This window comes from Streptomyces bullii (assembly GCF_042657145.1).
In the GTDB taxonomy this organism is placed as follows: domain Bacteria; phylum Actinomycetota; class Actinomycetes; order Streptomycetales; family Streptomycetaceae; genus Streptomyces; species Streptomyces bullii.
In genome coordinates, this window is the sequence record NZ_JBHSNY010000010.1 from 344,677 (window position 1) to 370,435 (window position 25,759).

Annotated in this window: 22 protein-coding genes; 8 read left to right on the top strand and 14 right to left on the bottom strand. The window is 72.9% G+C overall.

All coding sequences use genetic code 11. The annotated features are described in order from the left end of the window. The first annotated feature begins 86 nt into the window (after positions 1-86). Entirely contained in the window at positions 87-1,403 is a 1,317-nt protein-coding gene (locus tag ACFPZJ_RS28760) for a serine-threonine protein kinase (RefSeq protein WP_381027440.1), read from the top strand. A 389-nt stretch (positions 1,404-1,792) separates the two neighbouring features. On the opposite strand, the gene ACFPZJ_RS28765 is transcribed toward ACFPZJ_RS28760, so the two are convergent. Next, positions 1,793-4,588 carry a penicillin acylase family protein gene (locus ACFPZJ_RS28765; protein WP_381027443.1) on the bottom strand — a complete coding sequence of 932 codons (2,796 nt, stop codon included), beginning with the start codon at positions 4,586-4,588 and terminating at the stop codon, positions 1,793-1,795. Between the two features lie 264 nt (positions 4,589-4,852). On the opposite strand from ACFPZJ_RS28765, the gene ACFPZJ_RS28770 reads away from it, so the two are divergent. Both ACFPZJ_RS28770 and ACFPZJ_RS28775 read left to right on the top strand, forming a co-directional pair. Continuing rightward, positions 4,853-5,455, top strand: coding sequence for a hypothetical protein (locus ACFPZJ_RS28770; RefSeq protein WP_381027446.1), 603 nt, complete (start codon positions 4,853-4,855; stop codon positions 5,453-5,455). Positions 5,456-5,553: 98 nt separating this feature from the next. Continuing rightward, positions 5,554-6,306, top strand: a complete 753-nt coding sequence (locus ACFPZJ_RS28775) for a 3-keto-5-aminohexanoate cleavage protein (protein WP_381027448.1) — start codon at positions 5,554-5,556, stop codon at positions 6,304-6,306. A gap of 391 nt (positions 6,307-6,697) precedes the next feature. On the opposite strand, the gene soxR is transcribed toward ACFPZJ_RS28775, so the two are convergent. Continuing rightward, entirely contained in the window at positions 6,698-7,213 is a 516-nt protein-coding gene (gene soxR, locus ACFPZJ_RS28780; protein WP_381027451.1) for a redox-sensitive transcriptional activator SoxR, read from the bottom strand. A 118-nt stretch (positions 7,214-7,331) separates the two neighbouring features. Between soxR and ACFPZJ_RS28785 the strand changes: the two genes are divergently transcribed. Further along, positions 7,332-7,793 carry a MaoC family dehydratase gene (locus ACFPZJ_RS28785; RefSeq protein ID WP_381027454.1) on the top strand — a complete coding sequence of 154 codons (462 nt, stop codon included), beginning with the start codon at positions 7,332-7,334 and terminating at the stop codon, positions 7,791-7,793. On the opposite strand, the gene ACFPZJ_RS28790 is transcribed toward ACFPZJ_RS28785, so the two are convergent. The 3 genes from ACFPZJ_RS28790 to ACFPZJ_RS28800 all read right to left on the bottom strand — a co-directional run bounded on the left by ACFPZJ_RS28790 (position 7,784) and on the right by ACFPZJ_RS28800 (position 10,043). Next, positions 7,784-8,428 (bottom strand): TetR/AcrR family transcriptional regulator, encoded by a 645-nt coding sequence (locus ACFPZJ_RS28790; RefSeq protein ID WP_381027457.1) that lies wholly within the window; start codon positions 8,426-8,428, stop codon positions 7,784-7,786. The two genes, ACFPZJ_RS28785 and ACFPZJ_RS28790, sit on opposite strands and share 10 nt — an antisense overlap. A gap of 88 nt (positions 8,429-8,516) precedes the next feature. Further along, positions 8,517-8,804: a YiaA/YiaB family inner membrane protein gene (locus ACFPZJ_RS28795; RefSeq protein WP_381027459.1), complete on the bottom strand. Its 288-nt coding sequence runs from the start codon at positions 8,802-8,804 to the stop codon at positions 8,517-8,519. An 87-nt stretch (positions 8,805-8,891) separates the two neighbouring features. After that, positions 8,892-10,043 carry an acyl-CoA dehydrogenase family protein gene (locus tag ACFPZJ_RS28800; RefSeq protein ID WP_381027461.1) on the bottom strand — a complete coding sequence of 384 codons (1,152 nt, stop codon included), beginning with the start codon at positions 10,041-10,043 and terminating at the stop codon, positions 8,892-8,894. Between the two features lie 75 nt (positions 10,044-10,118). On the opposite strand from ACFPZJ_RS28800, the gene ACFPZJ_RS28805 reads away from it, so the two are divergent. The 3 genes from ACFPZJ_RS28805 to ACFPZJ_RS28815 all read left to right on the top strand — a co-directional run bounded on the left by ACFPZJ_RS28805 (position 10,119) and on the right by ACFPZJ_RS28815 (position 12,745). Further along, positions 10,119-10,760: a TetR/AcrR family transcriptional regulator gene (locus ACFPZJ_RS28805; protein ID WP_381027464.1), complete on the top strand. Its 642-nt coding sequence runs from the start codon at positions 10,119-10,121 to the stop codon at positions 10,758-10,760. Between the two features lie 139 nt (positions 10,761-10,899). After that, positions 10,900-11,622, top strand: coding sequence for an ArsR/SmtB family transcription factor (locus ACFPZJ_RS28810; protein WP_381027702.1), 723 nt, complete (start codon positions 10,900-10,902; stop codon positions 11,620-11,622). Positions 11,623-11,794: 172 nt separating this feature from the next. Then, positions 11,795-12,745 carry a DMT family transporter gene (locus tag ACFPZJ_RS28815; protein WP_381027704.1) on the top strand — a complete coding sequence of 317 codons (951 nt, stop codon included), beginning with the start codon at positions 11,795-11,797 and terminating at the stop codon, positions 12,743-12,745. Here the strand turns inward: ACFPZJ_RS28815 and ACFPZJ_RS28820 are convergent. The 6 genes from ACFPZJ_RS28820 to ACFPZJ_RS28845 form a co-directional block, all read right to left on the bottom strand. Beyond that, a complete protein-coding gene (locus ACFPZJ_RS28820) occupies positions 12,734-14,089 on the bottom strand; it encodes an MFS transporter (RefSeq protein ID WP_381027466.1) in 1,356 nt (451 codons plus the stop codon). The two genes, ACFPZJ_RS28815 and ACFPZJ_RS28820, sit on opposite strands and share 12 nt — an antisense overlap. Positions 14,090-14,279: 190 nt before the next feature. Continuing rightward, entirely contained in the window at positions 14,280-15,365 is a 1,086-nt protein-coding gene (locus tag ACFPZJ_RS28825) for a Zn-dependent alcohol dehydrogenase (protein ID WP_381027468.1), read from the bottom strand. Positions 15,366-15,382: 17 nt separating this feature from the next. Next, positions 15,383-16,771 carry an aldehyde dehydrogenase family protein gene (locus tag ACFPZJ_RS28830; RefSeq protein WP_381027471.1) on the bottom strand — a complete coding sequence of 463 codons (1,389 nt, stop codon included), beginning with the start codon at positions 16,769-16,771 and terminating at the stop codon, positions 15,383-15,385. 136 nt (positions 16,772-16,907) lie between these two features. Then, positions 16,908-18,248 carry an ABC transporter ATP-binding protein gene (locus ACFPZJ_RS28835; RefSeq protein WP_381027474.1) on the bottom strand — a complete coding sequence of 447 codons (1,341 nt, stop codon included), beginning with the start codon at positions 18,246-18,248 and terminating at the stop codon, positions 16,908-16,910. Positions 18,249-18,415: 167 nt separating this feature from the next. Further along, positions 18,416-18,949, bottom strand: coding sequence for a potassium channel family protein (locus tag ACFPZJ_RS28840; protein ID WP_381027477.1), 534 nt, complete (start codon positions 18,947-18,949; stop codon positions 18,416-18,418). Positions 18,950-19,473: 524 nt separating this feature from the next. Then, the gene (locus ACFPZJ_RS28845; protein ID WP_381027480.1) at positions 19,474-19,995 is read right to left on the bottom strand and encodes a hypothetical protein; all 522 of its coding nucleotides are present in this window, start codon (positions 19,993-19,995) and stop codon (positions 19,474-19,476) included. A 172-nt stretch (positions 19,996-20,167) separates the two neighbouring features. Here ACFPZJ_RS28845 and ACFPZJ_RS28850 point away from each other — a divergent pair, with 172 nt between their 5' ends. Beyond that, positions 20,168-20,611: a DUF7144 family membrane protein gene (locus ACFPZJ_RS28850; RefSeq protein ID WP_381027482.1), complete on the top strand. Its 444-nt coding sequence runs from the start codon at positions 20,168-20,170 to the stop codon at positions 20,609-20,611. 38 nt (positions 20,612-20,649) lie between these two features. On the opposite strand, the gene ACFPZJ_RS28855 is transcribed toward ACFPZJ_RS28850, so the two are convergent. The 3 genes from ACFPZJ_RS28855 to ACFPZJ_RS28865 form a co-directional block, all read right to left on the bottom strand. Further along, entirely contained in the window at positions 20,650-21,879 is a 1,230-nt protein-coding gene (locus tag ACFPZJ_RS28855; RefSeq protein ID WP_381027485.1) for an MFS transporter, read from the bottom strand. Positions 21,880-21,902: 23 nt separating this feature from the next. Further along, positions 21,903-23,372, bottom strand: coding sequence for a CitMHS family transporter (locus ACFPZJ_RS28860; RefSeq protein ID WP_381027488.1), 1,470 nt, complete (start codon positions 23,370-23,372; stop codon positions 21,903-21,905). Positions 23,373-23,471: 99 nt separating this feature from the next. Next, positions 23,472-25,724 carry a molybdopterin oxidoreductase family protein gene (locus ACFPZJ_RS28865; RefSeq protein WP_381027490.1) on the bottom strand — a complete coding sequence of 751 codons (2,253 nt, stop codon included), beginning with the start codon at positions 25,722-25,724 and terminating at the stop codon, positions 23,472-23,474. Positions 25,725-25,759: the final 35 nt, after the last annotated feature.

Genomic DNA, 25,759 nt, shown 5'->3' on the forward strand with positions numbered 1-25,759 from the left:
GTGAGCCGTGACATCTGGCCAACTCCGGCCGTGCGCAGGACGATGCGCCCACGTGGCGCGGTGAACGGGGGACGAAGGAGCCTGGCATGGCGGATCCGGCGATGAGTGTGACTCCGTACTGGGAGCTGACCTTCGACGCGGACGGGGACCCGGCCGCGTCCGCCCGGGACCGGTTGTTCGCCGGGGTGGTCCGGCGGGGCGTGCGGGAGCTGGTCGTCTTCGCGCACGGCTGGAACAACGACCGTTCGGGCGCGACGCGGATCTACGACCGCTTCTTCGCGCCGATGCCCGGGCTCGCCCCAACGGCCCGGATCGGGTACGTGGGCGTGTTGTGGCCGGCGATGCGGTTCTCGGACGAACCGATCCCCGACTTCCCCCGGGCCGTGGCGGCCGAGCCGCCCCGGCGCCCGGTGCTCGGCAAGGACACGCGGCACGCGCTGCTGGAGACCTTCCCCGGCCGGGCGGTCATCGTCGAGCAGCTCGCCCGGCTGCTGGAGCAACAGCCTTCCGAGGAAGCCGAGTTGGAGGAGTTCGCGCGTCTTGTGCGGCTGCTGGTGGAGGTGGTGGCGCCCGGGCCGCAGGCGCTGTTCACGGCGGACACGGTGGCCGAGGGCGTGCCGCAGAGCGAGCCCGAGATGTTCGCGGGGCAGGCGGCGGCGGTCTGCGAGGAGTTCGCGCGGGCGCTGGCGGAGCTGGAGTCACCGGGCACTGCCCGGGGCTTGGCGCTGCCCAACCCCTGGGAGGGGGCGCACGAACTGCTGCGGCAGGCGACGTACTACGCCATGAAGCGGCGCGCGGGAACCGTCGGCGAGCGGGGGCTGGGCCGGGTGATCGGGCAGCTCGCGGCGGCGGCGCCGCAGGTGCGGGTGCATCTCGTCGGGCACAGCTTCGGTGCGCGGCTGGTGTCGTTCGCGCTGCGCGGGCTGCCCAAGGGGGTGCGGACGGTGAAGTGCGTGACACTGCTCCAAGCGGCGTTCTCGCACTACGCCTTCGCGTCCCGCCTGCCGCACGACACGCGGGCCGGTGGCGTCCTGCAGGGGCAGCAGAACCGGATCGACGGCCCGCTCGTGTGCTGCCACTCCCGTCACGACTCGGCCCTCGGCACGCTGTATCCGCTGGCCTCGCGCATCGCGGGCGACAGCCGGTCGGCCGCTCCGGCCGGCATCGGACGGATGCTCGGCGCCAAGTGGGGTGCGCTGGGGTACGACGGAGTCCAGGCGGTGCCGGGCACCCGGACGCTCACCCTCGCCCAGGCGCTGAGGACACCCCTGCCCGCTTCGGGGTGCGTGAACGTCGACGCCGCGGCGGTGGTCAGACGCGGCGGCCCGCCGTCCGGCGCACACAGCGACATCCTGCACAGAGAACTGGCGCAGTTGGTGCTGACGGCGGGGCGCGTCCTGTGACCCGCCGCCACCCGCGTGTCACCCGGGCCTGCCGGTAGGCCCGGCCGGCGGCGGCCCGCCCCGTGCGACCCGCCGCCGCCCACTCAACACCCGGCCCGCCGCCAGACCCGGCCGGACCCTACGGCGGTGCCGGAGACAGCTGGCGCAGCCGGGCCGGACGGCGGGCCGCACCGTGCAACCCGCCGCCCACGCATCACCGGGCCAGCCGCCAGACCCGCCCGGACCGGACGGCGGTGCCGGGAACCCGCCGCCACCCAACTCACCACTGACCCGCCGCCGGGCCCAACCGTTCCCGTCGGCGACGCCGGAAACACCCAGACGCCACCGCCCGCGAACCGGCGCATGCGGGCCGACGGCCGACCCACACCGTGCGACCCGCCGTCGGTGCGTCATCGGTGTGACGTGAACTCCACGACCTGCTGGTAGGTCGGACGGTTCTGCCAGCTGATCCTGCCGTGCTTGATGCCGCCGAGCGTCCGGTGGATGACCGAGTCGGCGCACCACTGGTCGCCCGCCGCGCACTGGTCGTCCCCCGGGTACACCTGGGCCGCGGTCTTGCCTGCCGCCTCCTTCAGCGTGCCGAGAAGGGTGTTCCGGCAGGCGCCGAGGCTGCCGTCGCCGCAGTACTTACGGGCCAGCGGCCCCCGCACGGACTCGCCGAGGACCGCGCGGATGTCCTTGTCGACGTAGCTCCACCAGCCGTACTGGAAGGCGCTTCCGGCGTGTGAACCGGTGGGTCCGTGCGAGGCCGACGGGGACTCGTCGATCGGCAGGTTGCGGGTGAAGGCGCCGTACAGCTCGCTGCCGAGGCCCGGCTCGAACTGGGCCTTCACCAGCAGGGGCCACCATGCGTCCAGGATCCGGATGGCGTCGGCGTGGGCGTACTTCTTCGACCCGGCCGAGGTCTCCGTGCGCTGGGCGCCCGCCGCCACCCATGCCTCCAGCCTGGAGACGGCCGCCGCTGCGGCGGAGTCCGTGACCGGCGCGCTCCTGACCACCTTGAGCAGCTTGGGCAGCACGTCCTCCGCGCGCAGGTCGGCGATGCCCGCGTCGGCCATCGCCCGCACCAGCGACGCCCGGGTCACCCCGCCGGCCGCGACCAGCTTCTTCACCCGGTCGTCCAGCAGATTGCCGCGGTGCACCGAGCCGTTGCCCCAGGGCGCGGTCGTGTAGTCCTTGGCCTGCTTGTTGTTCCAGGAGATGTAGTAGTCCTGGTCGATGGAGTTGGGGTGGGCGGAGGGCGGGGTGTACGCGGCGGTGTTGGTGCCCGGGCTCCAGTCGCGCCACTCGTACGCGGGCCGCGCCCAGACCGGGAACTCGGCGTCGACGCCGGTCGCGCGCACCGGGTTGTCGCCGCTGTTGTAGTACGCGGTGTGCTCGGAGTCGGCGTAGAACCAGTTGAAGGTGTAGTTGATGTGCTGCACCGCCTTCTGGAAGTCCTGCGGTCCCTTGACGTAGTCGGGGTCGTTCAGCATCTGGAAGCCGATGATGGAGTCGGCCTCGTGCAGGTAGGAGGAGCGCAGCGTGGTGTAGGCGACCTTCTTGCCGCCGACGGTCGCGCGGTACTCCACGGGCCCGTACTTGGTGCGCCAGACCCGCATGGTGTACGAGCCGGCCGGGGTGCCGTCCGCGGTGGTCGGCTTCCAGGCGTTCTTCTGCTCGACCTTCTCCATGGGCGTGCAGGTGCCGCGGTACAGGTAGTGGTAGTCGTCCTGGCACAGTTCGACGGCGTACGTGTCGATGATGTCCTGGCCGGAGGTGGTGGCGCTCCACGCGTAGTCCTGGCCTCGGCCGAGTTCGACGTACATGCTCAGGCCGGCGAAGGAGGCGCCGCGGGCGCTGATGCCCGGGCCCTGGAGCTCCTGGAGCAGGAGCAGCTGGGGGGCGAAGTAGCCGGTCTGCGGGCCGAAGACGGCGATCGGGTGGCCACTGGCGGTGTGCTTGCCGCCGACCACGAGCGCGTTGGACATGCCGCGCTTGGCCGAGGTCACCGCGGCCCTGGCCGCCGTGCTGGAGGCGCGGGTCGCGCTCGACGCGGACGCGCTGCCGGTGCGGTCGTACACCAGCGGTTCCCGCGTGACCGAGCCGGCGTCGGGCAGGGCGAGTCCCTGGGGGTTCTCGGGCCGGGTGGCGTACGGGAAGCTGCCGTCGTGGACGGTGAGGACGGCCTCGGGGTCGTTGCGTTCGCGGAAGGACTCCCAGACCCTGGTTCCCTCGGCAACGCCGTACTTCTCCTGGGCGGCCAGCAGTGACAGCGCGTTGTCGACCTCGCCGCCGCCGCCCGAACCGAACAGGGCGCCGATGACCGAGCCCAGCGCGACCAGGTCGGTGATCTTGAAGTGCTCGATCTTCCCGGCGTTGGTGACCGAGTCCTTGTGGCCGGTCAGGACGTACTCGCCGGGAAAGTAGCGGCCGTTGTCGGAGGCGTCGATGTAGGCGTTGATGCCGTCGAGGTAGGCCTTGGCGTCGGCGAGGGCCAGCTTGCCGCGCTCGCCGTTCGTGGCGACGGCGTTGTCGATCTGGGCCTGCAGATCGGCCTCGGTGTAGGGCGCGTGGCGCCAGAACTGCTGTTCCAGGCCCTGGTTGGAGGGGGCGCCTCCGGCGAAGGAGGTCAACTGGCCGCGCCCGACGTGGCGGAAGACGTCCATCAGCCACAGCCGGTCCTGGGCCGCCGCGTAGCCGGCGCCGAACTCCGTGCCGTATCGGGTGGTACCGGTGATGTGCGGGACGCCCGTCTTCTTGTCGCGGACGATCGTCACATCGGTGCGGCCGGCGGGCCTGAGCGTGGAGGCCACCTGGTCGGCGGGGACCCCGAACGACGCGTCGTTGAAGAAGGTGTTGATCTTGTCGTTCGTCAGTCCGGAGTAGGCGGTGGCCAGGTCGGCGTACGGGCCGAGCTGGTCGGAGGCGTGCTCGGGCTGGGTGCCGAAGGCCTGGTTGAGGAGGATCTGGGCGAGGGTGGCGTTGCCGTTCTGGCCGGGCGGCAGGATGTCGGAGCACTGGCCGCCGCAGTGGTCGGCGGCCGCCGTGGCCCCGGCCCGCGCGGGTTCGGCGGCCGTCGCCGGGGACAGCGGCGACAAAAGACCTGCCATCAAAGCGCATACGGACGCGGTCTTCAGGAACCCGGGGATTCGGCGGGGAGTTCTCAGTGTGTCTGGGACGGTGCGCGGAGTGCGCCAGGGCATGGGGGGCTCCTCCCGGACGGGGTGGGCGGGATGTTACCGCCGGTATCCCCTTGTTTGAAGATGAACAAGCGTCACTTTCAGGAGTCACCACAGCCGGCACACGGACAACGGGAGTTGGCTCATGCGACCTCACAGCCCGCTTATGGGGGCCATCGGAAAAAGGATGGAGCCGATTCGCGTGTCGATACGTCTATTCGGCGACGTCCGTACGACGACGCCGAAGTGACCGGATGACAGGTGCAGGTGTGACGGAGGTGCAGGACGATGGCCGGTTTCCGGAGTCTGGCGAGACAGGTCCGCGATCCACGGTGCGATCTGGCGCTGCGGCGCTACTCGCTGCGCAAGTGCCTTGAGCGGTTCGCCCCTTACGGGCACAGGGCGACCTGGGACCATTTGTGTTCCAGGGCGGGGTTCGGTCCCGAGGACCGCTCTCCGGACCCAGCGCGGCTCGTGGCCGCACTGGAGGAGTTGGAGGAGGCGCGGGCCGTCTGGCTGGCGTACGAGGTCGAGTTCGCCGAGCGCCGCAAGAAGGAGAAGCACGACGGGCTGCGCAGGCCGGGCAGCGTGGACGACTGGCACCGGCTGACCTGGGGCGGTTTCGGTGTGGCGTGGTGCGACGATCCGGCGGTCCATCCCCGTGAACCGCTGGCCGACGTGCTGCGGCGGCTGATCGCCGCGCTGGAGTGCGAGCCGGGCTCGGCCTGCCCCGTGTGCCGTGGGGAGCGGCTCGTGTGGAGGTACGACCTGGACCACGAGCCCTCGGCGGGTCCGGTCTGCACGGACTGCGGAATCCTGGTGCCGCGTCCGGTACTCACACCGGAGGCCCTGGCGGACGCCAGGCGGGCGAGGATGCTGGTGTCGGCCTGAGGGAGTTCGGCCTGAGCGAGTACGGCGGGGGTGCGCCGGGGATGCCGCACCCCCCTGCCGAGGCCGTGTCGTCCGTGGCGCCTGGCACCATCGGGCTCATGGTGCAGGTGTGTCTGAACGGGCCCCGGGGAGCCGCCGACGGGGCCGCGGTACCGCTGTCGCCCGAGGCGATGGCCGACGCGGCGGCCGAGGCCGTCGCGGCCGGAGCCACGGACATCCACGTCCATCCCAAGACGCCGTGCGGGCAGGACACGTTGTCGCCGCGCGTGCTCGCGGCCACGCTGCGCGCCGTACGAGCCCGCGTGTCCGTCCCGGTCGGCGTGACCACGGGCGCCTGGGCCGAACCGGACCCGGCGACCCGCCTGGAGCGGATCCGCGGCTGGACCGTCCTGCCCGACCACGCCTCGGTCAACTGGCACGAGCCGGGCGCCGAGGAACTGGCCGCCACGCTGATCGGCCTCGGCGTGGGCGTCGAGGCCGGCATCTGGTCCGGCACGGACGGCGCGGCCCGCTTCACCGCCTCACCCCTCGCGCCGAAGGTGCTGCGCGTCCTCGCGGAGGTGACGGACACGGTCGCGGACAGCGCGCGGGACTCCGCCCGAGCGCTGCTGTCGGCCCTCGGTGGGGCGCACACCCGCCCGGTTCTGCTGCACGGCGAGGACGGCGGGGCCTGGCCGGTGCTGCGGCTGGCGGGACGGCTGGGCCTGGCGACCCGCATCGGTCTGGAGGACACGCTGCTCCTGCCGGACGGCCGGCCGGCCCGGTCCAACGCGCAGCTGGTGGCCGCGGGGCTGGCCGAGTACGAGCGGGCACGGCGGACCGGCTCGGCGGCCCCGGAGCGGCGACGGTAACAGCTGCGGAACCACTCGCTCCATCCCCTTTCGGGACGGACAGTCGGGGGCGATGAGACGCATCGTGAAACCCGTCCGAGAAGGCTGAGGAGTCCGCTACGACACCGGTCGGGTGCTGGAGTCGCCCGTGGGCGCGAGACGGTGTCCGGGCGGGAGCTGACCTGCGGGAGGGTGGTGATCCGGCCGGTCGCCGAGCGGTACAGCGCGGTGCTCGGGGGCGGGCCGTCGCCGAGGCGGTCAGTCCGGCGTGTCCGACGCGGAAGGGCGGAACCGAGTACGAGTGAGGGGACGGGCGTGCGCGGCACCGGGCTGGCGAGGTCCCCGGTGCCGCAGCTGAGCCGGGGCGGTGCGCGACCGGCTCGGGCCGGGCGGCGGGTCGCCGCGCGGGCGTTCAGACGCTGCGTTCCCGCTCGCGCCGGTGTGTGCCGCCCTTCGGGCTCTGGCGTGTCCTCCCGTTGCCGACCATCAGGCGTGAACCCGTCAGACGCTCGCCGAACACGTCGTCCGGGTTGGACAGGACACAGGTGTCCAGGGAGAGACAGCCGCAGCCGATGCAGTCGGTGAGGTGGTCGCGGAGGCGGTTCAGCTGCTGGATGCGTTCGTCCAGCTCCGCCCGCCACGCTTCCGAGAGCCGGCTCCAGTCCTCGCGGGTGGGGGTCCGTTCCTCGGGGAGCCGGGCGAGCGCCTCGCGGATCGTCGCCAGGGGGATGCCGACCCGTTGCGCGGCCCGGATGAAGGCGACCCGGCGCAGCGTGTCACGGGTGTACCTGCGCTGGTTGCCGGATGTGCGACGGCTGTGGATCAGGCCCTTGGACTCGTAGAAGTGCAGGGCGGAGACGGCGGCGCCACTGCGCGCGGCGAGCTGGCCGACCGTGAGCTCATGGATCTTCTCTGGAATCTGGGGCACTCCTCGAACCCTACCGACCCGCCTCCCCGGCCCCGCCCGCACCCGGTGCGTTGACACGAACCGCGCTCCCTAGCATGCTAAGCAGTCGCTTAGGCTTGCGCAGACAGGAGGCCGGGACATGGCAGAGCCGAGGATCTTCACGTCCGTCGACGACTTGAAGGCGGCGGTGGGCGAACAGCTGGGACACACCGACTGGCTGGAGATCGACCAGAAGCGGATCGACCTGTTCGCGGAGGCCACCGGTGACCACCAGTGGATCCACGTCGATCCCGGGAAGGCCGCGTCGGGGCCGTTCGGGACCACCGTCGCGCACGGGTACCTGACCCTGTCGCTGCTCCCCCTCTTCGGCCCGCAGCTGATCCAGGTCGACGGTGTGAAGATGGGCGTCAACTACGGGACGAACAAGGTGCGTTTCCCCGCCCCCGTCCCCGTCGGCTCCCGGCTGCGCGCCACCGCGAGGATCACCGGCGTCGAGGACGTGACCGGCGGCGTCCAGGTCACCGTCGCCTTCACCGTGGAGCGCGAGGGCGGCGACAAGCCGGTGTGCGTGGCCGAGTCGGTGGCGCGCTACTACCTCTGAGACGCCGGGGAGGCCTTCGCTCCCACCATGCGCAGCACGAGGTCGGCGTACAGCGCGCCGACCTCGTCGGGCGTCCACGGACCGTCGACGCTGAACCAGCGGGCCACGTCGATGCACAAGGAGAGCACGGCGAGGGTCGTGCCCTGGACGTCCAGGACCTCGAACTCGCCGGCCGCCGCGCCGTCCTCGATGATCCCGCGCACCTCGGCGTCGCACTGCCGGCGCAGCGCCACGATCTCCGCGCGCGCCTCGGGCCCGAGCGAGTCCAGCTCGTACTGCACGACCCGCGCGGTGGTGCGCCCGCCCGCGTGCCAGCGGACGAAGGAGCTCACGGCATCGGCGAGCCGCTCGGTCGCGCCGCCCTCGCCCCGGGCCGCGGTGCGCAGGATGTCCAGGGCCTTCTCGTGGCCGATCCGGCTGATGCGGTGGAGCAGCTCTTCCTTGGTCTTGTAGTGGATGTAGAGCGCGGCCGGGCTCATCCCGGCACGGCCCGCGATGTCACGGGTCGTCGTGGCGTGGTAGCCGCGCTCCGCGAAGGCCTCCACGGCGGCGATCAGCAGCCGTCGGGCCGCGTCGGGCGTGACCTCACCCCACGGCTGCGCCTCACCGCCGGCCGTCTCCTCCGCCGTACTCATCGCTCACCCCTTGTCGCTGGCAGGAGTACCACCATACCGCCGAGGGTGAGCGAGCGCTTAGCGTGCCCGCTCGGAGCGCCGGACGCGGTCAGAGCTTCTCGAAGGGGTCGTGCTCCGCCAGCAGCTTCTCCAGGCGCGCCTGGTCCACCCGGCTCACGAGCTGCCCGGCCTCCTGCCGGTCCCGGATCACCTTGGCGAGCGTGAAGGCCGCCGTCACGAGATAGAGGACGGCGATGCCGAGGAAGCCGCGCACCCAGGCGTCGGCCCGGAGGTTGAAGATGCCGATCGCGGTGGCGGCCAGGGCCACCGCGAAGGAGGCCACGGCCTGCCCGTAGAAGGCGGCCGTGTTCTGCTGCTTGACCGGTGTGTCACTCATGCGGCAAGCGTCGCCGGACGGGAGCGGGGCCGCATCCGCCGACGTACTCAGCTCTCCTACTCAGAGCCCCGGCCCCCGTCCCCGTGCTCAGAACGCCGAAACCCCCGTCAGCGCCCGGCCGATGACCAGCTTCTGGATCTGGCTGGTGCCCTCGTACAGCGTCATCACGCGGGCGTCGCGCAGCAGCTTGCCCGCCGGGTACTCGTCGATGTAGCCGTAGCCGCCGAACACCTGGAGGGCGTTGTTCGCGGCGCGGACGGCCGCCTCAGAGGCGAAGAGCTTGGCCTTGGAGGACTCGACGGCGAAGGGCTGCCCGCGGTCGATCAGGTCGGCGACCCGCCAGGTCAGCAGCCGGGCGGCGTCGACGTCCACGGCGATGTCGCTGATCAGCTCCTGCACCAGTTGGTGGTGGGCGATGGTCCTGCCGAACTGCTCCCGCTCGCCGGCGTAGCGCACCGCGGCGTCGAGAGCCGCCTGGGCTATGCCGACGCAGCCCGCCGCGACCGACATCCGGCCCTTGGCGAGGGCGGACATGGCGACCGACAAGCCCTTGCCCTCCTCCCCCAGCAGCGCGGACGCCGGCACCCGCACGTCCTCCAGGACCAGCTCGGCGGTGGCCTGCCCGCGCAGGCCGAGCTTGCCGTGGATGGTGCGGCGGGTCAGACCGGGGGTGTCCGTCGGGACGAGGAAGGCGGAGACGCCCCGGTGGCCGGGGGCGTCGGTCGAGCGGGCGAAGAGCAGGACGACATCGGCCCAGGTGCCGTTGGTGATGAACGTCTTGGTGCCGTTGAGGACGTAGTCGTCGCCGTCCCGCACGGCCCGGGTGGCGAGGTTGCCCGCGTCGGAGCCGGTGCCGGGCTCTGTCAGGCCGAAGCAGCCGACGTACGCGCCGGAGGTCAGCCCCGGCAGCCACCGGCGCTTGTGCTCCTCGCTCCCCCAGGCGGCGACGGTCTTGGCGACCAGGCCCAGCGACACCGAGACGATGCCGCGCACCGACGAGTCACCCCGGCCGAGTTCCTCGGTGACCAGGCAGTACGCCAGGTGGTCGCCGCCCGAGCCGCCGTACTCCTCGTCGACGGTCAGGCCCAGGAAGCCGACCTCGCCCAGCTTCTTCACGATCGAGCGGTCGACCTCCTCGGCGCGGTCCCAGGCGGCGGCATGAGGGGCGATCTCGCGCGCCACGAAGTCCCGGGCGAGCTGCCGGACAGCCGTCTGCTCCTCGCTGAGTTCCAGGTTCACCACACGCCACCCCAGGGAAAGCCGTCCATTTAATTAGCACTGCTAGTTTCTAGTCGCAGCCCTACTATGAGCGCCATGGCCCGACCGCGCAAGCCCCTCCTGAGCACCGACCGCATCGTCGAGACGGCCCGCGCGCTCGTGGACGCGGAGGGCCTCGCGGCCGTCTCCACGCGCCGGCTCGCCGCCGAACTGGGGGTCAGCGGGCCCTCGTTGTACAACCACTTCCGCACCAAGGACGAGATCCTGGAGGCGGTCGCCGACTCGGTGAGCGCGCAGGTCGACCTGTCGATGTTCGAGGACGGGCGGGACTGGCGCACCGCGCTGCACGACTGGGCCGTCTCCTACCGGGCGGCCCTGCGCGACCACCCGAACATCGTGCCGGTCCTGGCCCGGGGCCCCGGCCGCCGCCCGGCCGCGCTGCGCCTCGCGGACGCCGTCTACGGCGCGATGGTCGACGCGGGCTGGCCGCCGGCGCAGGCCACCTCCATCGGCGCGCTGATGCGGTACTTCATCATGGGCTCGGCGCTCGGCTCCTTCGCCGGGGGGTTCGTGGACGACGCCAGCGCCTACGACCCCGCCGACTATCCGCACCTCGGCCAGGCCCACCTCCTGGCCGAGCAGCAGGAGAAGATCGACGAGCGGGCCTTCGAGACCGGCCTGACGGCGCTGCTGGACGGCCTGGCACGGCAGTACGAGCAGGTGCGCGGGGTCTCCTAGCCCCTGCCCGGGCGCCAGACGGCCCGAGGGGCACGCGGGTCGGGGGGCACACGGTGCGGGGTCCACACGGCCCGGGGTGCACGGCCTGGGTGGCACACCGCCCGGGACACTTCGGCCGGTGCCGAAGCGTGCGTGCCCCATGCTGGGAGGCATGACCACGAGGGATCCCCGGACGGCGGGGCTGGCGCGGCTCGCCGGGCTGATCGCCGACGAGACCCGGGCCGCGTGTCTGCTGGCGCTGCTCGACGGGCGCGCCTGGACCGCGGGCGAGCTGGCCCGGCACGCGGGCGTCGCCGCCTCCACCGTGAGCGAGCACCTGGGCAAGCTGGTGGCGGGCGGACTGCTCGCCAAGGAACGCCAGGGCCGGCACCGGTACGTGCGGCTGGCCGGTGCCCTGGTCGCCCAGCTGGTGGAGGACCTGGCCGCGCAGGTCGCTCCGGACGCGGCCGTGAGTCCGCGGTCCTTGCGGGTCGCGAGCGCCGGTTCGGCGATGGCCCGCGGCCGCACCTGCTACGACCATCTCGCCGGGCGGCTCGGCATCGCGGTGACCGACGCACTGACGGCGCGCGGGCTGCTGCGGCAGGACACCGGGTTCGCGCTCACCGACGCGGGCCTGGCGTGGTTCGCGGCGGCCGGTATCGGTCTGGACCGCCGCGGCCGCCGGCCGCTGGCCCGCGCCTGCCTGGACTGGACCGAGCGACGGCCCCACCTCGCGGGCGTGGCGGGCGAGGCCCTGTGCCGGCACGCGCTGGACACGGGGTGGTGCGTACGCGTCGGCTCCCAGCGGGCGGTGAAGGTGACGGCGGCGGGCGAGCGCGCGCTGGCCGACCTGCTCGGCATCGAGGCGGCGGCACTGCGCTGAACGTCCTGTGCCGCTCCGGGCCTGCGAGGTCCGGCCGCCGCGTCGCCCAGGTCCCCGGCGCCCCTGTCCCCGGCGCCCAGGTCCCCGGCGCCCGTGTCCCCGTCGCCCATGTCCCCGGCGTCGGAAATCCGCGAGCCCTCACCCTCCTTCCGCACCTAGCCTCTGGAGCATGATGCGCACCTCACCGCCCCGTCGTACCGAGCTGCTCGCGGCCGGTGCCGCCACGGTCACCGTCGTGCTGTGGGCCTCCGCCTTCGTCTCCATCCGCAGCGCGGGCGCCGCGTACTCGCCGGGCGCGCTGGCGCTCGGGCGGCTGCTGGCCGGGGTGCTGACGCTGGGGGTGATCTGTCTGGTACGCCGGGAGGGCTGGCCGCCGCGGTCGGCGTGGCCCGGGATCGCGGTGTCCGGGGTGCTGTGGTTCGGCTTCTACATGGTCGTCCTCAACTGGGGCGAGCAGCAGGTGGACGCCGGGACGGCCGCCCTGGTGGTGAACATCGGGCCGATCCTCATCGCCCTGCTCGGCGCGCGGCTGCTCGGGGACCCCATGCCGCCGCGGCTGCTGGCGGGGATGGCGGTGTCGTTCGCCGGCGCGGTCACCGTGGGGCTGTCCATGTCGGGCGAGGGCGGTGCCTCGGTGCTCGGGGTGGTGCTGTGCCTGCTGGCGGCGGTGGGATACGCGGGCGGGGTCGTCGCGCAGAAGCCGGCGCTGGGGCGGGCGAGCGCCCTGCAGGTGACGACGTTCGGGTGCCTGGCCGGGGCGGTGGTGTGTCTGCCGTTCGCCGGGCAGCTCGTCCGGGAGGCCGCCGACGCCCCGGCCTCCGCCACGCTGAACATGGTCTACCTGGGGGTGTTCCCGACCGCGCTCGCCTTCACCACCTGGGCGTACGCCCTGGCGCGGACGACCGCCAGCCGCATGGGCGCGACCACGTACGCGGTGCCCGCGCTGGTCGTCGTGATGTCGTGGCTGGCGCTCGGCGAGATACCGGGGCCGCTGACCCTGCTGGGCGGCGCCCTGTGTCTGGCGGGCGTGGCGGTGTCCCGGTCGCGGACGGCCGCCCGGACCGTGGCTCGGGGAGCGGTCCCGGAGCCACGGCCCGAGCGGACCCCGGACTCAGCCGTCTGACTCCGCCGGCGACGTCGCCGGCTGCTGTGCGCGGGCCCGGTCCGCGAGGACCTTGATCGAGCCCAGGGCGACCACCGAGAGCACGATGATGTACCCGGAGACGGCCATCGAGGTGCCCGTGGCCTCCAGCAGCAGCACCATGAGGAACGGCGCGAGGCCGCCGCCGCACACGGCCGCGATCTGGTAGCCGAGGGAGGCGCCGGTGTAGCGCATCTCGGGCGTGAACAGCTCGGCGAACAGGGCGGCCTGGGGGCCGTACATGATGCTCAGGAAGCAACTGGCGACGAACGTGCCGACCGCCAGCCACAGCAGCGATCCGGTGTCGATCAGCAGGAACATCGGCACGGCCCACAGCGCGATGCCGACCGCGCCGAAGGTGTAGATCCGGATGCGGCCCATCGTGTCGGACAGCGCGGCGGCGGCCGGGATCAGCACCAGCTGGGTGAGGCTGACGCAGAGGGAGACGGTGAGCACCGCGCCCTTCTCCATGCCGAGTTCGCGGGTCGTGTAGTCGAGGACGCCGGTGATGAGGATGTAGAACGTCGCGGTGTTCACGGCGAAGGAGCCGCCGGCCAGGAGCACCGTGCCGAGGTGGCCGCGCAGGATCGTGCGCAGCGGCGAGCTCTGCTCGCTCTTCTCCTTCTCCGCCAGCGCCCGCTCGGCCGCCCGGAACTCGGGGGTCTCCTCGACCCGTGTGTGGATGTACCAGGCGAGGGCGAGCACGAACAGGCCGACCAGGAACGGTACGCGCCAGCCCCAGGCCGCGAACTGGGAGTCCGTGGTCAGGGCACCGGCCAGCAGGAAGACCGTGTTGGCGGTCACCACGCCGATGGGGACGCCGAGTTGGACGACGCTGCCGTAGACGCCGCGCTTGCCCTCGGGGGCGTACTCGGTGGCGAGCAGCATCGCACCGCCCCACTGGGCGCCGACCGCGACGCCCTGCGCGACGCGGAAGAGGACGAGCAGGATCGGGGCGGCGACGCCGATCGTCTCGTACGTCGGCAGCAGGCCGATGCCGGTGGTGGCCAGGCCCATCAGGGTGAGTGCGAGGACCAGCATCGGCTTGCGGCCGCGCTTGTCGCCGAGGTGGCCGGCGACGATGCCGCCGAGTGGGCGGGCGAGGAAGCCGACGGCGAAGGTGGCGAAGGAGGCCAGGACCCCGGCAGTTGGGCTGCCGGCCGGGAAGTACAGGTCGCCGAGGACGAGCGCGGCGGCGATACCGAAGACGAAGTAGTCGTACCACTCGACGGCCGAGGCGAGGGCGGCCGCGGTGGCGACGCGGCGGCGGTTGCCCGCGGCGGGTGCCACGGTGCTGACCGGTTGAGCGGAAGGTGCCGTGTCCATGTGGTGCACGCTCCGGGGGTGCGGGGACGGAACCGGGGGGTGGCTCGCGTTCCGGGAACGTACTGACCGGACGGTATGGCCGTCAACGGGTCATGCACGGGCAGTTTTGCCTGTACTTGGCACACAACGGGGGCGGGGGCATGCCGGTGTCCCGGCCGCCCGCAGGGGGCCGGGCGTGGCTGCCGACGGGCTAGAAGACGACCAGTGCGCGTCCGCCCGTGCCCGCCAGCATGGTGTCGAAGGCGGCCGGGATGCCGTCCAGGGCGATCCGCTCCGTCACCAGGGCGGCCAGGTCCAGGCGGCCCGCGCGGACGTGCCCGGCGAGCACGGGGAGGTCCCGTGCGGGGTCGGTGTTGCCGTACACGCAGCCGGACAGGGTCCTGCCCCAGTGGAAGATCTCCAGAGCGTGGAAGGTGACCTGCTGGTCCTTGCCGCCGATGCCGACGACCGTGGTCCGGCCGCCGCGCCGGGTGGAGTCCCAGGCGGCGCGGATGGTGCTCGCGCGCCCGACGCACTCGACGGCGACGTCGGCGCCCTCCTTGCCGGTCAGGGCACGGATCTCGCGGGGAGTCTGCTCGGAGGCGACGAGGTAGTCGGTGGCTCCGGCGGCCCGGGCGAGTTCCTCCTTCTGCGGGGAGACGTCGACCGCCACGATCGTCGACGCGCCCGCGATACGGGCCGCCTGGAGCGCGGCCAGACCGACTCCCCCGGCGCCGAACACCGCCACCGTCTCGCCGGGGCGGACGGCGGCCGAGTGGTGGACGGCTCCGTAGCCGGTCAGGACGGCGCAGCCGAGGAGGGCGGCGTCGGCGAGCGGGATGCCGTCCGGGAGGGGCAGGACGCAAGAGGCGGAGACCACCGTCTCCTCGGCGAAGGCGGCGACGTTGAGGCCGGGGTGGAGGTCGGTGCCGTCGTCGGCGCGGCGGGCGTGGACGGCGGCCGCGCCGTTCAGGGCGTTGGCGCACAGCCAGACCTCGCCGCGGGCGCAGGCGGAACAGCTGCCGCAGGACGGGGCCCAGTTGAGGACGACACCGTCGCCGGGCGCGACGTGGGTGACGCCCTCACCGACGGCGAGGACCGTGCCGGCGCCCTCGTGGCCGAGGACGGCGGGGACCGGTACCCGCATGGTGCCGTTGGACAGGGACAGGTCGGAGTGGCAGACCCCGGCGGCGGCGAGCCGGACGCGGACCTGGCCGGGGCCGGGGTCGGGCAGCTCGATGCCGGTGATCTCCAGTGGGGAGCCGATGGCGGGCAGGACGGCGGCGCGGACAGCCATGACAGAAACGAACTCCCTTAGAACTGGAGGGACTTGGTCTGGAGGTACTCGGACAGCCCGTGCGCGCCGAGCTCCCGGCCGACGCCCGACTGCTTGTAGCCGCCGAACGGGGCGAGGGGGTTGAAGCGGCCGCCGTTGATGTCCACCTGCCCGGTCTCCATGCGGCGGGCGAAGGCCACCGCCTCGGCCTCGTCACCGGCCCAGACCGCGCCGGCGAGGCCGTAGACCGTACCGTTGGCGATGCGCAGGGCGTCCTCCTCGTCCTCGTAGCGCAGGATCGACAGGACCGGGCCGAAGATCTCCTCCTGGGCGATGGTCATGTCGGGCGTGACGTCGGCGAAGACGGTCGGGCTGACGTAGTAGCCCTTCTCACGCGGGGCCTCGGGGCCGCCCGCGACCAGGCGGGCGCCCTCGGCGAGCCCCTTGTCGATGTAGCCGCGTACGCGGGCCTGCTGCTCGGCGTTGACGACGGGGCCGATCCGGTCGCCGTACTTCGCCGCGGCGGCCGCGGCCAGCTCCACCGCCTCCTCGTACCGGTCGCGGTGGACCAGCATCCGGGTCCAGGCGCTGCACGTCTGGCCGGAGTTGGACATCACGTTGGCGACGCCGACGTTGACCGCCTTGGCGAGGTCGGCGCTCGGCAGGATGACGTTGGCGGACTTGCCGCCCAGTTCGAGGGCGACCTTCTTGACCGCGCCCGCGGCGATCGCGCCGATGCGGCGGCCGACGGCGGTGGAGCCGGTGAAGGAGACCAGGTCGACGTCCGGGTGCTCGGCGAGCGCCTGGCCAGCGACCGGGCCCAGGCCGGTGACCAGGTTGAACACGCCCGCCGGGACGCCGGCCTCGTGCACCGCCTCGGCGAAGAGGCGGGCGACCAGCGGGGTGTCCTCGGCGGGCTTGACGACGACCGTGCAGCCGGCGGCCAGCGCGGGGGCGACCTTGGCGACGATCTGGTGGAGGGGGTAGTTCCAGGGCGTGATCGCGGCGACCACGCCGATCGGCTCGTGCAGGACGGTCGAGTTGCCGACCTTCTCCTCGAAGGCGTACGTCGCCGCGAGCTCGGCGTAGGAGCCGGCCACCGCGACGGGCACGCCCGCGTGGACGGCCTGGGAGAACTTCAGGGGCGAGCCGAGTTCGGCGGTCACGGTCTCGGCGATCTCCTCCGCGCGGGACGCCAGCACGTCGCGCAGGGCGGCCAGGCGTGCGGCCCGCTCGGCGGGCGGGGTCGCAGCCCAGGCCGGGAGGGCGGCCCGGGCGGCGCGTACGGCGGCGTCGACGTCCTCGGCCGTGCCCGCCGGGACCGTGGCGATGACCTGCTCGTCGGCCGGGTTCACGACCTCGATCACGTCCTGGCCGGCGGCGGGGCGCCAGGCGCCGTCGATGTACATGCCGTCGTGTGCCTTCATCGTGCTTCCTCCGGGGCGGGCTGCGGCGTCGTCCGACACATAAACTAGCGGCGTTAGTTTTAGTGCGCCAGAGCGCTGCGCCGGACCGTCCCGGCCATCACAGCACAGGCACCGCACGGGCCGGTTGTGCCGCTGCTCACTCCTCCAGGTCGGGCAGCCGCGCCGGGTTCGGGCAGATGCGCTCGCCGTGCTGGTCGAAGACGAAGAGGTGGGCGAGGTCGACGAGGAGCGGCACCTGCATGCCGTGCCGCAGGTCGAGGTCCGGGGTGGTGCGGACGATGAGGTCGCCGGGCAGACGCGGCTCGGTGGACGTGGGGCCGGGGTCGGCGTCCGCCGGCTGGTCGAGGACCACGACCGGCCCGGCGCGCAGGGCGCCCGCTCGTTCCCGCAGCCGGCTCAGGACCGTGCCCTCGCGGCGGCGGCGCCGGGCCTGGCGGCCGGGGCGGGGCCGCGGCGCCTCCAGTTCGGGGACGACGGCGGGGCTGGAGCCGGTGTTGAAGTGGACGAGGATCTCGTGGCCCTGGAACTCGACGTGCTCCACCAGGCCGGTGAGGGGCACCTCGCCGGGGCGGGCGGCGGAGTGCTTCGCGATGCGGACGGCCTCGGAGCGCAGTCCGACGATGACCTCGCGGCCCTGCTGGACGCGCAGCAACCGGTGGTCGAGCGAGAGCGGTTCGGGCAGCCGCAGGAACTGCTTGCCGAGGCTGATGGTCATCGCACCGTCGAGCGGGGCGCGGACCAGGCCGCGCAGCAGGTTGATGCGCGGGGTGCCGATGAAGGCGGCGACGAAGACGTTGCGCGGCAGCGCGTACACCTCGCGCGGGCTGCCGACCTGCTGGAGCACGCCGCCGCGCAGCACGGCGACACGGTCGCCGAGCGACATGGCCTCGGCCTGGTCGTGGGTCACGTAGACCGTGGTGACACCCAACTCCCTGGTCAGCCCGGCGATTTCGGCCCGGAGGTGGTTGCGGAGCTTGGCGTCGAGGTTGGACAGCGGCTCGTCCATCAGGAAGGCGGAGGGATGGCGGGCGATCGCCCGGCCCATGGCGACGCGCTGGCGTTCGCCGCCGGAGAGCTGGGCGGGATAGCGGTCCAGGAGGTCCTCGATGCCGAGCATCCGGGCGGTGGCGTCCACGCGGGGCCGCGGGTCGGCACCCGGGGCCTCGATCCGCAATGGGAAGCCGATGTTGTCGCGGCTGGTCATGCTCGGGTAGAGGGCGAAGTTCTGGAAGACCATCGCCATGTCCCGGGCGGACGGCGGCCAGTCGTTGGCGTACTCGCCGTCGAGCAGCAGGTCGCCCTCGTCGATCTCCTCCAGGCCTGCGATCATCCGCAGCACGGTGGACTTGCCGCAGCCGGAGGGACCGAGCAGGACGAGGAACTCGCCCGGCGCGATGTCCAGCGACAGCCGGTCCACCACGCGGACGCCTCGCGCGTAGGACTTGCTCACGTCGTGCAGGGAGATGGCGCGTGTCATGAGGGTGCCCCCGGGGGCTCACTAGGGCGCTGGTGCTCCGCGGTCCGATGTCCCGTGCGGGTCGTACGGGGCTGTGGGTCACGGAAGTTAACGGACTGTGTGCGGCCGGGGGAAGAGATGCGGCGGGATCGGGCTCTCAGGTCCAGCAGGTGAGAAAGCGGACGACATCATTCAGGGCCGGAGCGGTCCACTCGGCCAGGCGGAGCCGGTCGGTCCGGCCCGCCCTGGGGACCGCTGTTCGCGGCGAGCAGCCGCTCCAGGCGGTCGAAGCGTTCGTGCAGCGCGTGGACGGTCTCGTCGCCGAGCCGGTGCGCCGCCTGTTCGGCAGTGCGGGCCAGGTGCCGGCGCCGTCTGTCCTCCCGGCCGACGAACCAGGTCGCGAGAGCGGCGGTGACGATGCCGTACGTGGTGATGCCGACGACCATCACCACCGCGCCGATGATCCGGCCCCACAGCGTCACCGGGTAGAAGTCGCCGTAGCCGACGGTGGTCGCCGTCTCGACCGACCACCACAGCGCTCTGGGGTACGTCGTCAGATTCGCGTGCGGCGCGCCGTGCTCGGCGACCACCACGGCCTGGGAGCCGACCAGGGCCGTCACCCCGAGCACGACCGTCGCGGCGCCCACGGCCTTCAGATGCAACGAGCGGCCTTCCCGGCCGAGCAGCATATCGATCGCCCTGGTCAGGAATCCCGGCAGCACGGCCACTCCTTACGTCTCGGGCCGCCGCCGACGGCGACGGGCGCGTCCGCCGCAGACGCGGCAGCGGCGGCGGGCGCGGCAGGCCTCCCACGCGGACGCGACCACTCCGGCGGCCCTGCGCGGGCGGTCCTCGGCGCGCCTCGGCATGCGCCCAGTCTCCAGGCCCGGGTGCGCACCGGCACGCCGACATGACGCCCGGTGGCCGACTCGGGCGACACCGGCACCCCCACGCGCGCCCGGTGTGCACCCCCAGCACGTCGGCACGTGCCCAGCCCAGGCCCGGGCGCGCACCAGCACACCCCCACCCACGCGGCATCCAGCCCCCAGCCGACAACACGCCGGCAGGCGCCCCGCAACGTCCCAACACCACCAGCACGTCGGCAGGTGCCCAGCCCCCGACCCGGGTGCGCACCGGCACACCCCCACGCGCCCGGTGCGCAGGCCCACGGGGCACCACACGCCGCCGGGCGCGAACGCCGGACTCCAGTCGTCGGACGCCGACACCGGACGCCAGTCGTCCGGCATCAGTCCTGGACCGCCACCTTGGCCGCGACGATCACCAGGCCGAGCGCCAGGTTGACCGCAGCGGCCGACACCACCGCGCGGCGGGACGCGCCGGCCCTGAGCACCGCGGCGGTCGCCCAGGCGACCTGCTGGACGACGGCGACGCCGAGCGCCAGCCAGGCCGCGCCCTCGACGCCCAGACCGAGCACCGGACTGATCGCGACGGCGGCGGCCGGGGCCACGGCCGCCTGCACGATCGGCCACTCGTGCGCGCACACCCGGCCGACCCCGGACCACGTCAACGGCCGGTGCGGGAGCAGGTCGCCGACGAGCGTGGCGTAGGCGTGCGCGGCCCAGAAGACGACTCCGGTGCACAGCAGGAGCAGCACCAGCTCCAGACGCGCGTACGGCCCGGCCGCGCTGGCTCCGGCGACCACGGAGGCGGCCACCAGCGAGCCGTAGACCGCGCCCGTGTACGGGGTGCGGACCGAGCCGGGCGACGCCCCGGCGTCCGGTTCGCTCAAGTTGGTCCGCTCCGTCATGTTCCTATGGTCGTCACAAGGGTCGGGTCATCGCCTGCGCAACCGGGTGGGTGAACGCGGCGGTCGCTCGAGATGCCGAGTCGCCGGTGCGGTGCGAGCCTCGGTGCAGGGTCGGAGGTCGCGCCAGGACCGCCGACACGACGATGCGACCATTGCAGCGAAGGAGCGCCGTATGACCGGTCACGCGACCGAAACGGGCCACACCACTCGCCGCGCCACCACCCCGTGGGAAGCGAAGAGCCCCTGGGCCACGGGTTGGACCGCCGCCGCCGCGACCTTGATGATCTTCGGTGGGATCATGGCGGTCTTCCAGGGCATCTCCGCCCTCGCCAAGGACGACGTGTTCGTGGCCACGCCGAACTTCACCTACCAGTTCAGCCTCACCGGCTGGGGCTGGATCCACCTGATCCTCGGCATCGTGGTGGCCCTGGCCGGTTTCGCGCTGTTCACGGGTGCGCTGTGGGCCCGCGTCGTCGGCATCGTCCTGGCCGGCCTCGGCATGGTGGCCAACTTCGTGTGGCTGCCGCACGCCCCGGTGTGGGCCGTCGTGCTGATCGTCATCCACGGCTTCATCATCTGGGCCCTGTGCATGCCCCGTTCCAGCGCTCCGGCGTAGGACGACGGCCCCTGACCCGGCGGGGCCGTGGTCCCGGCTCAGTGACCGGCGCCGGCTCGCGGCTTCGGGGACGGCTCCCTGTCCGCCGCGGGCTCGGCCGAGGAACCCCCTGCGCGCAGGCCCGTCGCCGCCGACAGCAGCAACAGGACGCCGAGCATCACGAACGGCGCCGCGACGCCCGCGACTCCGGCGACCAGACCCGCCGCGGCGGGCGCGGTGACCTGGCCGAGGCGGTTGCCGGTCAGGCGCAGGGCCAGGGCCGTGGAGCGGGCGCCGTCGGGGGCGGCCTGCACGACCGTCGTCATGGACAGCGGCTGGCCCACGCCGAGGCAGAAGCCCAGCACGGCGAGGATCAGGGCCAGCGCCCACACCGGCACCGGGAACGCGATGCCCGCGCAGAGCAGGGCCGCCAGCACACAGGTCACGGTGAGCAGCAGGGTGCGGCCGAGCAGCCGCAGCAGGGGCGTGAGGACCAGGCGGCAGGCGATGGTGGCCGCCGCCCGCAGGCTGAGCAGGAGCCCGATGACCGACGGAGCGATGCCCCGGCGCTCGCCGACCACCGGCAGGTACGCGGTGAGGATGTCGGTCGCGGAGAGCACGGAGAGGCTGATGAGGATGCCCGCGGGTACGCCCCGGGCGCGCAGGATGCGGTGCACGGGGACGCGGTCGCCCGACGCCGCGGGGGACGTGGACGCCGTACGGCGGTGCTCGATGCGCCACAGCGAGGTGAGGGCCACCGCCGCGCCCGCGCCCGCGACCAGCAGGGCGAGCGCGCTGGTGCCCGCCATGTCACGGCCGCCGATCAGCGCGCCCGCCGCGACGGGCCCGGCCAGCTGGCCGAGGGAGGCGCCGATGGTGAAGTGGCCGAAGTTGCGGTCCTGTTCGTGTGGCGCGGACTGGCGGGCGACCAGCGACTGGGCGCCGATGACGAAGCAGAGGTGGCCGAGGCCCATCACACCGCTCCAGACCGCCATCGCCCACAGGGAGCCGGCGACGCCGCTCAGCACGCAGCCGCCGGATATCAGCACCACACCGACGGGCAGCAGCGGCGCGCAGCGGCCCTGGTCGGTGCGGCGGCCCAGCGGCACGGCGGCGAACAGCGGCAGCAGCGCGTACACGCCCGCGATGACGCCGACGGCCCGCTCGTCCGCGCCCAGCGCCAGGGCCCGGTAGGAGACGGCGGGCCGGGCCATCGACACCGCCCCCTGCGCGAAGCTGAAGGCGATGACGAGGCGGAGCAGCCAACCGCGGTTCCCACCGGGCCCCATGGGGAACGACCTCCTGCGAGTGATCAGATGATGCCGAACAGGATCCCGGCGCCGAGTACCACGAGCGAGGTGAGCACGGCCCACTTCACCACGAACCTGGTGTGGTCGCCGAACTCGACCTTGGCCATGCCGACCAGGACGTACACGGCCGGGACGAGCGGGCTGGACATGTGCAGCGGCTGGCCGATGAGCGAGGCGCGGGCGATCTCCAGGGACGAGACGCCGTGCGCGTGGCCCGCCTCGGCGAGGACCGGGAGGATGCCGAAGTAGAAACCGTCGTTGGACATGAAGTACGTGAACGGGATGCTCAGCAGGCCGGTCATGAGCGCCATGTGCGGGCCCATGCCGTCGGGGATGTTGCCGACGACCCACTTGGCCATGTGGTCCACCATGCCGGTGCCCTGGAGCACACCCGTGAAGACGGCTGCGGCGAAGACCATGCCGGAGACGTTGAGGACGTTCTCGGCGTGCGCACCGATGCGGGCTTTCTGGTCCGGCATGTGCGGGAAGTTGACGGTGAGCGCTAGCGCGGCGCCGAGCAGGAACAGCACCGGGATCGGCAGCCACTCCATGATCATGGCGGTGAGCAGGGCGACCGTGAGCAGCGCGTTGAACCAGTACAGCTTGGGGCGCAGCGTGGGGCGGTTCGGGTCGAGAACCTGCATGCCCTCCTCGGGCCCGCCGTCCGCCTCGTCTGCGTCGGTGCCGGAGCCCGCGCCGCCCGTGGGGACGCCCTTGCGCATGGAGACCTTGCCGTCGCCGGAGCCGCCGGCGCCCACCAGGACCGTCTCGGACTCCTGCTCCGCCTCCTTCTCCTCCTCCAGCACCTCGTCCAGCGTCAGCACGCCCAGCCGCCGCCGCTCGCGCAGACCGAGCACGTAGGACAGGCCGAAGACGAAGAGCAGGCCCACGCCGAGGGCGGGGATCATCGGGACGAAGATGTCGCTGGCGTCCAGCTTCAGCGCGGTGGCGGCGCGGGCGGTGGGGCCGCCCCACGGAAGGGTGTTCATCACGCCGTTGGCCATGGCGGCGACACCGGTCATCACGACCAGGCTCATCTTGAGGCGCTTGTACAGCGGGTACATCGCCGAGACGGTGATCATGAAGGTGGTGGATCCGTCGCCGTCGAGCGAGACGATCGCGGCGAGCACGGCAGTGCCGACGACGATCCGCATCGGGTCGGCTTTGCAGAACCTGAGGATCCCGCGGACGACCGGGTCGAAGAGACCGACGTCGATCATCACGCCGAAGTAGACGATCGCGAACATGAGCATCGCCGCGGTGGGGGCGAGGCTGGTCACGCCGTCGATGACGTAGTCGCCGAGCTTGGCGCCCTGGCCGACGAACACGCAGAACAGCGCGGGAATCAGCACGAGCGCCGCGATCGGCGACATCTTCTTCATCATGATCAGGACCAGGAAGGTCGCGATCATGGCGAAGCCGAGGAGGGTCAGCATGAGTGGATACCTAACGTTCGCCCTTGAACATCCCACCAGGGCCGGCGGTGTCCGAGACGTTAGGTCGCTTCAAGCGGCGTTAACAAGACGTTGACGTGCGAGCAATAAGCGCAAAACTGCTGGTCACAGCTTTGCTCAGGTCAGCGGGGTGAGCTTTTCGGCCGCTGGGGCGACCTCGACGGGCACACCGTTGAGGACCGCGTTGCCCGACAGCGGGTCGAGCAGGCGGCCGTCGAGGAGCTGGTTGACGTTGACGCCGGGGTCGGTGGCGGCATGGCTGAGCCGGGTGCCGGGCCGGTCGTGGCCCCAGCCGTGCGGCAGGCTCACCACGCCCGGCCGTACACCGTCCGTGACCTCGGCGGGGGCGGTGACCTCTCCCCCGGCGCCCTTGAGCCGCACCGGCTCCCCGTCGCGCACCCCGAGCCGCTCGGCATCCGCGGGGTGGATGTGCACGGTGCAGCGGTTCGAGCCGCCGGTGAGGGCGGGCACGTTGTGCATCCAGCTGTTGTTGGACCGCAGGTGCCGGCGGCCGACCAGGACGAGCCCGGCGGGGAGCTGCCGCAGCGCGTCCCGCAGCCTCGGCAGGTCGTCGGCGATGGGCTGCGGCAGCAGTTCCACCTTGCCGCTCCTGGTTTTGAGCGGTTGCGGCAGTCGGGGCCGGAGCGGCCCGAGGTCGATGCCGTGCGGGTGCGCGAGCAGCTTCTCCAGGGTGAGCCCGTCCGGTCGTACGCCGAAGCCGTCGCCGTAGGGGCCGAGGCGCAGCATCATGTCCAGCCGCCGTTCGGGTCCGGTGTCACCGGTGAGCCGTGCGGCGAGCTCCCGGGGGTCGTGGCCGTGCACCGGGGAGTGCGGCTCCTGCACCGCCTTGCCGAGGGTCTGGTCGATGACCAGTCGGTCGACGGCGGCCGGATCGGCGCCGTGCATGCCCGTCGCGGCGAGGACGAGCCGCGCCAGGATCTCGGTCTCGGCCATGCGGCCGGGCTCCAGCGGAACGGCGGGGCGGCTGTAGCGGACCTGGTTGCGCACCGCGAGGGCGTTGAAGGCGAAGTCGTGGTGCGGGCTCTGCGCGGGCGGGGGCGGCGGCAGGACGACGTGGGCGTGGCGCGAGGTCTCGTTGAGGTACGGGTCGACGCTGACCATGAAGTCGAGGGAGGCGAGCGCCTTGTCGAGGCGGTCGCCGTCGGGTGCGGACAGCACCGGGTTGGCCGCGACGGCGACGAGGGCGCGGATCGGCTCGCCCTCGTCGGTGGCGGTGTCGATCTCCTCGGCGAGGGCGGCGAGCGGCAACTCGCCCTTGGCCTCCGGGTGTCGGCTCACCCGTGAGTGCCAGCGGCCGAGCGCGAAACCGCGGCCGGGACCGGCCGGACGCGGGGACCTGTCGGTGGCGGCCTGCGGGAAGAGGGCGCCGCCGGGGCGGTCGAGGTTTCCGGTGAGGATGTTCAGCACGTCGACGAGCCAGCTGGCGAGGGTGCCGTGCGGGACGGTGCAGCTGCCGATGCGGCCGTAGACGGCGGCGGTGGGGGCGGCGGCGAGCTCGCGGGCGAGCGTACGGGTCACCGAGGCGTCCACGTCGCAGGCCGCGGCGACGGCCTCGGGGGTGAAGTCCCGCAGCGCGCCGGCGAGTTCGTCGACGCCCTGGACGTGCGGGGCCGACGCGCCGAGGTCCACGAGGCCCTCGTCGAACAGCACGTACGCCATCGCCGCGAGCAGCAGGGCGTCCGTGCCGGGCCGGATCGCGATGTGCCGGTCGGCGAGCCGGGCGGTGCGGGTGCGGCGCGGGTCGATGACGGTGAGGGTGCCGCCGCGGGCCTTCAGCGCCTTGAGCCGGCCCGGGAAGTCGGGGGCGGTGCACAGACTGCCGTTGGACTCCAGCGGGTTGGCGCCGATGAGGAGCAGATGGTCGGTGCGGTCGAGGTCGGGGACGGGGATCGCGAGGGCGTCGCCGTAGAGCAGTCCGCTGGAGACGTGCTTGGGCATCTGGTCGACCGTGGAGGCGGTGAAGAGGCTGCGCGTGCCGAGCCCGGCGACGAGCAAGGGCGGGTAGAGGGCGCCCGCGACGGTGTGGACGTTGGGGTTGCCGAGGACGACACCGACGGAGTGCGGGCCGTACCGCTCGACGACGGGGCGGAGGCCGGCCGCGACGGCGTCGAAGGCCTCCTCCCAGCCGGCCTCGCGCAGCTCTCCGTCCTTGCGCACGAGCGGGCCGCGCAGCCGGTCGGGGTCGGAGTCGACGGCCCCGAAGGCGGCGCCCTTGGGGCAGACGAAGCCCTTGCTGAACACGTCGTCGCGGTCGCCGCGGGCGTGGGTGACGCGGGTTCCGTCGATGGTCAGGGTCAGGCCACAGGTGGCCTCGCACAGGGGACAGACACGCAGGGCGGTGCGGGACACGGGACCTCCCGGACGGTGGCGGCGCCGATGGGGCG

What these genes read in the sequence shown, in the direction of transcription:
- ACFPZJ_RS28790 (WP_381027457.1), bottom strand. Translation starts at nt 8,428, where the DNA reads ATGAGTACGGCGGAGGAGACGGCCGGCGGTGAGGCGCAGCCGTGGGGT.
- ACFPZJ_RS28765 (WP_381027443.1), bottom strand. Translation starts at nt 4,588, where the DNA reads ATGCCCTGGCGCACTCCGCGCACCGTCCCAGACACACTGAGAACTCCC.
- ACFPZJ_RS28795 (WP_381027459.1), bottom strand. Translation starts at nt 8,804, where the DNA reads ATGAGTGACACACCGGTCAAGCAGCAGAACACGGCCGCCTTCTACGGG.
- ACFPZJ_RS28845 (WP_381027480.1), bottom strand. Translation starts at nt 19,995, where the DNA reads ATGACGGAGCGGACCAACTTGAGCGAACCGGACGCCGGGGCGTCGCCC.
- ACFPZJ_RS28770 (WP_381027446.1), top strand. Translation starts at nt 4,853, where the DNA reads ATGGCCGGTTTCCGGAGTCTGGCGAGACAGGTCCGCGATCCACGGTGC.
- ACFPZJ_RS28820 (WP_381027466.1), bottom strand. Translation starts at nt 14,089, where the DNA reads ATGGACACGGCACCTTCCGCTCAACCGGTCAGCACCGTGGCACCCGCC.
- ACFPZJ_RS28830 (WP_381027471.1), bottom strand. Translation starts at nt 16,771, where the DNA reads ATGAAGGCACACGACGGCATGTACATCGACGGCGCCTGGCGCCCCGCC.
- ACFPZJ_RS28810 (WP_381027702.1), top strand. Translation starts at nt 10,900, where the DNA reads ATGCTGGGAGGCATGACCACGAGGGATCCCCGGACGGCGGGGCTGGCG.
- ACFPZJ_RS28855 (WP_381027485.1), bottom strand. Translation starts at nt 21,879, where the DNA reads ATGGGGCCCGGTGGGAACCGCGGTTGGCTGCTCCGCCTCGTCATCGCC.
- ACFPZJ_RS28815 (WP_381027704.1), top strand. Translation starts at nt 11,795, where the DNA reads ATGCGCACCTCACCGCCCCGTCGTACCGAGCTGCTCGCGGCCGGTGCC.
- ACFPZJ_RS28850 (WP_381027482.1), top strand. Translation starts at nt 20,168, where the DNA reads ATGACCGGTCACGCGACCGAAACGGGCCACACCACTCGCCGCGCCACC.
- ACFPZJ_RS28805 (WP_381027464.1), top strand. Translation starts at nt 10,119, where the DNA reads ATGGCCCGACCGCGCAAGCCCCTCCTGAGCACCGACCGCATCGTCGAG.
- ACFPZJ_RS28825 (WP_381027468.1), bottom strand. Translation starts at nt 15,365, where the DNA reads ATGGCTGTCCGCGCCGCCGTCCTGCCCGCCATCGGCTCCCCACTGGAG.
- ACFPZJ_RS28760 (WP_381027440.1), top strand. Translation starts at nt 87, where the DNA reads ATGGCGGATCCGGCGATGAGTGTGACTCCGTACTGGGAGCTGACCTTC.
- ACFPZJ_RS28785 (WP_381027454.1), top strand. Translation starts at nt 7,332, where the DNA reads ATGGCAGAGCCGAGGATCTTCACGTCCGTCGACGACTTGAAGGCGGCG.
- ACFPZJ_RS28775 (WP_381027448.1), top strand. Translation starts at nt 5,554, where the DNA reads ATGGTGCAGGTGTGTCTGAACGGGCCCCGGGGAGCCGCCGACGGGGCC.
- ACFPZJ_RS28835 (WP_381027474.1), bottom strand. Translation starts at nt 18,248, where the DNA reads ATGACACGCGCCATCTCCCTGCACGACGTGAGCAAGTCCTACGCGCGA.